Here is a 6,963-nt window from a genome sequence, read left to right on the forward strand (position 1 = left end):
TTCAACAGACGCCCCAGTCGATTCAGCCGGTGCCCGCACCGAAAGGCCAGACCATGTCGTTCCTCACATTGACTGACGTTTCGAAGTCGTTCGGCGATCTGCATGCTGTTGCCGGCATCAACCTGTCGGTGGAAAAGGGCGAGTTCGTCTCGCTGCTCGGCCCGTCGGGTTGCGGCAAGACGACGACGCTGCAGATGATCGCGGGCTTCATCGAAACGACGCGCGGCCGCATCACGCTCGACGGCCGCGACATGACGCACATGAAGCCGAACAAGCGCGGCCTCGGCATCGTCTTCCAGAGCTACGCGCTCTTTCCCCACATGAGCGTCGCGGAGAACGTCAGCTTTGGGCTGGAGATGCGCGGCGTCGACAAGACCGCGCGCAATGATCGCGTGCGTGAAGCGCTTGCGCTCGTGCGGCTCGATTCGCTCGCGCATCGTTTTCCACGTGAGCTGTCGGGCGGTCAGCGGCAACGCGTCGCGATTGCGCGCGCGATCGTGATCGCACCGCCCGTGCTGCTGCTCGATGAGCCGATGTCAAATCTCGACGCGAAGCTCAGGGAAGACATGCAGTTCGAACTGCGCGCGATCCAGCGCAAGACGGGCACGACGACGATCATGGTCACGCACGACCAGTCCGAAGCACTATCGATCAGCGATCGCGTCGTGGTAATGGAAGCCGGGCGCATTACGCAGATCGACACGCCTTATCGCGCCTACGAGCGGCCCGAAAACCGGTTCGTTTCGCAGTTTATCGGCAAGGCGAACATGCTGGCGGGCACGGTCGTTTCCCGCGATGGCGACGCGATCCACATTGACCTCGGTCACGATCTCGCGGAGACGGGCAGCGTCGCGCAGTGGTCGGCGCATGGCCATGCGATCGGCGTCGGCGATGCCGTCACGCTGTGCATACGCCCGGAAAAGCTGCGCCTCTGCTCGCCCGACACAGGACGTCTTTCGGGCAACGTGACGTGCCGCTTTTTTCTCGGCAGCCAGTGGCTTTACCGGCTCGACAGCCGGGTCGGCGAGATGCTCGTGTGCTGCCAGAACGAGGGCAACGAACCGTTTGCGGAAGGCGCGAAGGTCGGCATCGACTGGCATAGCAATTCGATGCGCCTGATCGGCCGGGAGCGCGCGCATGGATAGCACGCTGCCCGTGACGCAAGGCGCGAGCAGCCGCGCAGCGCGCGCGCCGTGGCGCGCGTTCGTGCCCCTCTGGCTGATGAGCGCGCCCGCGCTACTGCTGTTCGCGACGCTCGTCCTCGTGCCGCTCGCGATGACGTTCGCGCTGACCTTTTATCGCTTCGATCCCGCGAGCGGACCGATTGCCGGGTTCGACTTTCGCAACTACGTCGAGGTGCTCGGCTCGGCGTACTTTCACACGATTTTTCTGCGCACCTTCGGCATCGCGTTGCTGACAACCGTACTGTGCGTCGCGATCGGCACGCCCGAAGCGTACGTGCTGTCGCGCATGCGCGACCCGTGGCGCTCGATCTTTCTGCTGGTGATACTCGCGCCGCTGCTGGTATCGGTCGTCGTGCGCGCGTTCGGCTGGAGCATGCTGCTCAACACGAACGGCCTCGTGAACCAGGCGTTCGCTTTGTTCGGGCTCGGGCCGTACAAGCTCGAATACACGACGTTCGCCATCGTCATCGCGCTCGTGCACGTGATGTTGCCGTTCATGGTGATTCCCGTTTGGACCGCGCTGCAGCGGCTCGATCCGCAGACGGAGAGTGCGGCGCTTTCGCTGATGGCATCGCCGGCGACGACGTTGCGCCGCATCGTCTTGCCGCAGCTCGTGCCCGGCATCCTGTCCGGCAGCCTGATGGTGTTCGGCTTGTCGTCGAGCGCGTTTGCGATTCCGGGCCTGCTCGGCGGACGCCGCCTGAAGGTGGCCGCCACGGCCGTCTACGACCAGTTCCTGAGCTCGATGAACTGGCCGCTGGGCGCGACGATCGCGGTGCTGCTGCTGATCGCGAATCTCGTCGTGATGCTCACCTACTACCGCGTGCTTGAGCGGCGCTACGCGCGCAGCATGAGCTGACACGAATCCGACAAGCTAACCATCATGCGCAAGAACGGTCCTATCGCACTCGCGTTCCATACGCTCGTGATTCTCTTCGTGCTCGCGCCTCTGGCGATCGTCGTGCTGGTCGCCTTTACACCCGACGAAACGCTTACGCTGCCGACGCACGGTTTGTCGCTGCGCTGGTTTCGGGCGATTCTCGACTACCCCGATTTCATCACTGCGTTCTTCAACAGCATGAAGCTGGCGTTCGCGTCGGCGACGCTGTCGCTCGTCATCGCGCTGCCGGCGGGACTCGCGATCGGCCGCGCGCGTTTTCCGGGACGCAACTTCCTGAACGCGCTGCTGTTGTCACCGCTGGTGATTCCGGGGCTCGTGCTCGGCATTGCGATGCTGCGCTTTTTCGCGCTGATTGGCGCAACGGGATCGTTCGCCTGGCTGATTCTTGCGCACATGATCGTGATCACACCGTTCGTGATGCGCCTCGTGGTGGCATCGGTGTGCGGCATGGATCGCAGCATCGAGCATGCGGCATCGTCGCTGGGCGCGGATGCGTGGACCACGTTTCGCCGCATCACGCTGCCGATGATCGTGCCCGGCATCACGGGCGGCTGGCTGCTGGCGTTCATCAACAGCTTCGATGAATTGACGATGTCGGTCTTTATCACGTCGCCGCAGACCGTCACGTTGCCAGTGCGCATGTACATGTACGCGACGGAATCGATCGACCCGATGATGGCCTCTGTGTCGGCGCTTGTCATCTTCATCACGGCGGGCGCGATGTTGCTGCTCGACCGCGTCTACGGTCTCAACCGCATTCTGATCGGCCAGCACTGATGGCCTCTTCTGCACTCGCTCATATGACCAGTCCCAACAGCCAGCTGCTACGCGTGGCGGAGACCGAACGCGCGCCGTTGTCCTTTTTCATCGATGGCGTGGAAGTCGGCGCGCTAACGGGCGATACCGTGCTGACGGCCCTGCTCACGCAGCAGCGTCACGTACGTCACAGCGAGTTCAGCGGCGAGCCGCGCGCGGGCTTTTGCCTGATCGGCGCTTGCCAGGATTGCTGGGTGCGCTGCGAAGACGGTGCGCGCATCCGCGCCTGTTCGACGCTCGTTCGACCGGGCATGCGCGTCGTGACGAATGGCGCAGCATCCATCGAAGGGCGCACGCAATGAAGGGCGAACAGCAGGTGGTGATCGTCGGCGCGGGACCTGCCGGGATACGCGCCGCGCAAACGCTCGTGGCGGCGGGCATCAAGCCCGTCGTGCTCGACGAGAACGCGCGCTGGGGTGGACAGATCTATCGTCAGCCGCCCGTCGATTCAGGGTTCCGGCGCACCAAGGCGGCGCTCTACGGTTTCGAGTCCAGCAAGGCCGATGCCGTGCATCAGGCGATGCGCGAGATTCTTCCGCGCATCGACTACCGTCCCGAAACGCTCGCATGGGCATGCGAGCCGCGCCGCCTCGATACGCTGTGCAATGGCCGCGAAACCAGTGTGCCATTCAGGCATCTGATCATCGCGAGTGGCGCGACAGATCGCGTGCTGCCGATCCCCGGCTGGACCTTGCCGGGCGTCTACACGCTTGGCGGCGCGCAGATTGCGCTGAAGGCGCAAGGGTGCGCGATCGGGCGGCGCGTCGTGCTGGCGGGAACGGGCCCGCTGCTGTATCTGGTCGCGTATCAATACGTGAAGGCGGGCGCGCGGATCGAAGCGGTGCTCGACACGAGCGGCTTCTCGAAGCAGGTTGCCGCGACGCCGAAGCTCTTGAGCCAGCCCTCGACGTTCGCAAAGGGCGTCTACTACGTTGCGTGGCTGAAGGCGCGCGGCGTGAAAGTGGTGCGCGACGTGACGCTCGTCGGCATCGATGGCGATCAGGGCGTGACGGGCATTCGCTTTCGCGTATCGCAAGCAGACGAGGTGACGGCTCGGATCGACTCGATCGCTTGCGATGCCGTCGGCCTGGGTTTCGGTCTGCGGCCGGAAACGCAACTGGCCGATCTTGCCGGTTGCCGCTTTCGCTTCGATGAATTGAACCGTTGCTGGCTGCCCGAGCGCGACGACGCAGGGCGCAGTTCGGTGCAAGGCATCTATCTGGCGGGCGACGGCGCGGGTATCGCAGGCGCGGACGCGGCGGAACTCGCGGGCCGCCGCGCGGCGCTCGCGCTGCTCGACGATCTGGGCATTGCGCATTCGCAGCGACCGGGCGGCATGGATGCAGCGACACTCGAACGACGCCTCAAGCGTATCGCCGTCTTCCGGAAAGGAATCGAAGCGGCCTTCGCGCCGCCGCAGCAGCCCGCGAAACAATGGCCCGACGAACTGACGGTTTGCCGCTGCGAAGAGATCAATGCGGGCATGCTGCGCCGTTGCATCCGTTCCGGCGAGGCGCGCGAGATCAACCGCCTCAAGGCGCTGACCCGCGTCGGCATGGGACGTTGCCAGGGCCGCATGTGTGGCGAGGCGGCCATCGCGCTGCTGAGTGACGAAACGGGATGCTCGCCCGAACGCGCCGGCCGTCTGCGCAGCCAGGCGCCCATCAAGCCGATTCCCATTTCACCCATGCTGTTCGACGACGGCGTTGCGGCGATTCCCGAGGAGGCGCGCGATGAGTGATGCCGTGCACTATCAGGTCGTCATTGCGGGCGGTGGCCTCGTCGGATCGTCGGCAGCGCTCGCGCTTGCGCGGCGCGGCGTGCGCGTCGGCCTGTTCGAGCGGCGCTACTGCGGCGCGCAGGCGAGCGGCGTCAATTATGGCGGCGTGCGATGCCAGGGCAGGCCAGCCGAACAACTGCCGCTTGCGATGCGCGCTCGGCGTATCTGGGACCGCTTGCCTGAACTGATCGGCATCGGTGGAGAACTCGTCGTATCGGGGCATCTGCGTCTCGCGCGTCGCGAAAGCGATTTTGCCGTGCTCGAAACATGGGCCGCGATGGCCCGCGAGCACGGGCTCGCGACCGAACTGATGAGCGGCGCGGCATTTCGCAAGCGCTTTCCGTGGCTCGGCGAGGCGGCGTTGGGCGGATCGTTGTGCATGAGCGACGGGCACGCGAATCCGCGCCTCGTGTCGCCCGCCTTCGCGCGCGCGGCGCAACGCGCGGGCGCGGTGGTGCGCGAGCAAACCGCGCTGACTGACATCGCGCACGACGGCACGCGCTTCCAGATTCGCGCCGGCGACGAGCACATTACGGCCGACTGGCTGATCAACAGCGCCGGCGCGTGGGCGAATACCGTCGCCGGCTTCTTCGGCGAGTCCGTGCCGATGCATCCGATTTACCCGAACATGTGGGTGACGGAACCGCTGCCGCGTTTCATCACGCACAACCTCGGGGTGGTGGGCGGCGGCGTCTACGCGCGACAGGTCGAGCGTGGCAACTGCGTCATCGGCGGCGGGCGCGGGCATGGCGACGGCGAGTATGCGCAACCCTCGACGCAAACCACGCGCGCAGTGATGCGCGACGCCTGCGCGTTGCTGCCCGCGTTGCGCGACGCGTTGCTGATCCGCACATGGAGCGGCGTCGAAGGCGAGACGCCCGACAGCAACCCGGTGATCGGCGCAAGCCAGAAAGTGCCGCGTCTGCTGCACGCATTCGGTTTTTCGGGCGGCGGCTTTCTGCTCGCGCCCGGTGTCGGCGAGGTGTTGGCGGACCTGGTCATCGACGGCGAGACTGCGACGCCGCTCGATGCGTTTGCGAGTGGCCGTTTCGACCGAAGCGCCATCCCCGCTGTCCTTTAGTGATCTCAAGGAGACCCACGATGAAGCTGTCAAGCACGGTCGCGGCGCTGGCCGCCGTGTTCGCGATCGGCACCGCCGCGCCGGCCTGGTCGCAAACCAAAACGATCTACATCGGCATGAACGGCGGCCCGATGGAAAAGGCGTACACGAGCCAGGTGCTGCCCGACTTCGAGAAAGCGAATAACGTCAAGGTCGTCGTCGTGCCGGGCACGTCATCGGATGTGCTGGCCAAGTTGATGGCCAACCGGAACAATCCGCAGACCCATGTCGTGTTTCTCGATGACGGCGTGATGGCGCGCGCCGTCAGCATGGGCGTGTGTCAGAAACTCGACGACTCGCCAGTGCTGAAAGAACTGTATCCGTTCGCGCGCATGAAGGACGATATCGGCGCGGGCGTGCAGCTGGGCATGACCGGAATCGGCTACAACACGAAGCTGTTTGCGGAGAAAGGCTGGGCACCGCCGACTTCGTGGATGGACTTCGCCAATCCGAAGTACAAGGGCAAGGTGGTGTTTCAATCCGCGTCGAGCAGTACGTTCGGCCTGCACGGGTTTCTCGCGATCAACCGGCTGATGGGCGGCAGCGACCAGAACGTCGAACCGGGATTCAGCAAATGGTCGAGTACTGTCGGGCCGAATGTCGTCGAATACATTTCGAATTCGGCCAAGCTCTCAGAGATGGTGCAGACGGGTGAAGCCGGCATCTTCCCGTTGACGCCAACGGCTGTCGGCGATCTGCAGGACAAGGGCATTCCTGTCGCTTATGCGAATCCGAAAGAGGGCGCCGTGTTGCTGCTGGTCGATCTGTGCGTCGTAAAGAACAATTCGGATCCGCAACTCGCCCAAAAACTCGTGCAGTTCCTGTTGTCCGCGCCGGCGCAATCGAAGGCGGCTGCTGCCGGCAAGCAGATTCCGACCAACCAGCACGCCACAATGACGCCCGGTATGCAAAAGAGTCTCGGCAATGTAGACGACCTGGTGAAGAAGGTGACGGTCGTCGATTGGGATTCGATCAATGCACATCGCGCGCAATGGGATCAACGCTGGAACCGGCAGATCGAGCAGTGATGCACTAGATCCTTGTTAGAGACTAAGCAGAAACGATCCTTCGCCACGGATTCCAGGCGTGTCACTTACATGTGGCAGCTTTGGAATCAAAGCGTTTTGGGTTCGATAGTTCTGGCGATAGTCACATGATTTCC

At 64.2% G+C, this 6,963-nt stretch carries 7 protein-coding genes; all 7 read left to right on the forward strand.

The window, feature by feature from the left end; translation table 11 throughout:
• Window positions 1–53 precede the first annotated feature (53 nt).
• The 7 genes from P0D89_RS38940 to P0D89_RS38970 are packed head-to-tail and all read left to right on the forward strand — an operon-like array spanning window position 54 to window position 6,829.
• Window positions 54–1,145 carry an ABC transporter ATP-binding protein gene (locus P0D89_RS38940; RefSeq protein ID WP_408364512.1) on the forward strand — a complete coding sequence of 364 codons (1,092 nt, stop codon included), beginning with the start codon at window positions 54–56 and terminating at the stop codon, window positions 1,143–1,145.
• Window positions 1,138–2,043, forward strand: coding sequence for an ABC transporter permease (locus P0D89_RS38945; RefSeq protein ID WP_408364496.1), 906 nt, complete (start codon window positions 1,138–1,140; stop codon window positions 2,041–2,043). The genes P0D89_RS38940 and P0D89_RS38945 overlap by 8 nt, the downstream gene beginning before the upstream one ends.
• A 24-nt stretch (window positions 2,044–2,067) precedes the next feature.
• Window positions 2,068–2,862 carry an ABC transporter permease gene (locus tag P0D89_RS38950; RefSeq protein WP_408364498.1) on the forward strand — a complete coding sequence of 265 codons (795 nt, stop codon included), beginning with the start codon at window positions 2,068–2,070 and terminating at the stop codon, window positions 2,860–2,862.
• 23 nt (window positions 2,863–2,885) lie between these two features.
• Window positions 2,886–3,203: a (2Fe-2S)-binding protein gene (locus tag P0D89_RS38955; RefSeq protein ID WP_408378205.1), complete on the forward strand. Its 318-nt coding sequence runs from the start codon at window positions 2,886–2,888 to the stop codon at window positions 3,201–3,203.
• Window positions 3,200–4,642 carry an FAD/NAD(P)-dependent oxidoreductase gene (locus P0D89_RS38960; RefSeq protein ID WP_408364502.1) on the forward strand — a complete coding sequence of 481 codons (1,443 nt, stop codon included), beginning with the start codon at window positions 3,200–3,202 and terminating at the stop codon, window positions 4,640–4,642. Before P0D89_RS38955 ends, P0D89_RS38960 begins: the two co-directional genes overlap by 4 nt.
• The gene (locus P0D89_RS38965; protein WP_408364504.1) at window positions 4,635–5,762 is read left to right on the forward strand and encodes an NAD(P)/FAD-dependent oxidoreductase; all 1,128 of its coding nucleotides are present in this window, start codon (window positions 4,635–4,637) and stop codon (window positions 5,760–5,762) included. Before P0D89_RS38960 ends, P0D89_RS38965 begins: the two co-directional genes overlap by 8 nt.
• Window positions 5,763–5,782: 20 nt before the next feature.
• The gene (locus tag P0D89_RS38970; RefSeq protein ID WP_408364506.1) at window positions 5,783–6,829 is read left to right on the forward strand and encodes an ABC transporter substrate-binding protein; all 1,047 of its coding nucleotides are present in this window, start codon (window positions 5,783–5,785) and stop codon (window positions 6,827–6,829) included.
• Window positions 6,830–6,963 lie beyond the last annotated feature (134 nt).

This window comes from Paraburkholderia sp. RL18-085-BIA-A, from assembly GCF_046027075.1.
Classification (GTDB): domain Bacteria; phylum Pseudomonadota; class Gammaproteobacteria; order Burkholderiales; family Burkholderiaceae; genus Paraburkholderia.

Coding starts and splice junctions, on each gene's coding strand:
- P0D89_RS38950 (WP_408364498.1), top strand. CDS start 2,068: ATGCGCAAGAACGGTCCTATCGCACTCGCGTTCCATACGCTCGTGATT.
- P0D89_RS38965 (WP_408364504.1), top strand. CDS start 4,635: ATGAGTGATGCCGTGCACTATCAGGTCGTCATTGCGGGCGGTGGCCTC.
- P0D89_RS38945 (WP_408364496.1), top strand. CDS start 1,138: ATGGATAGCACGCTGCCCGTGACGCAAGGCGCGAGCAGCCGCGCAGCG.
- P0D89_RS38970 (WP_408364506.1), top strand. CDS start 5,783: ATGAAGCTGTCAAGCACGGTCGCGGCGCTGGCCGCCGTGTTCGCGATC.
- P0D89_RS38960 (WP_408364502.1), top strand. CDS start 3,200: ATGAAGGGCGAACAGCAGGTGGTGATCGTCGGCGCGGGACCTGCCGGG.
- P0D89_RS38940 (WP_408364512.1), top strand. CDS start 54: ATGTCGTTCCTCACATTGACTGACGTTTCGAAGTCGTTCGGCGATCTG.
- P0D89_RS38955 (WP_408378205.1), top strand. CDS start 2,886: ATGACCAGTCCCAACAGCCAGCTGCTACGCGTGGCGGAGACCGAACGC.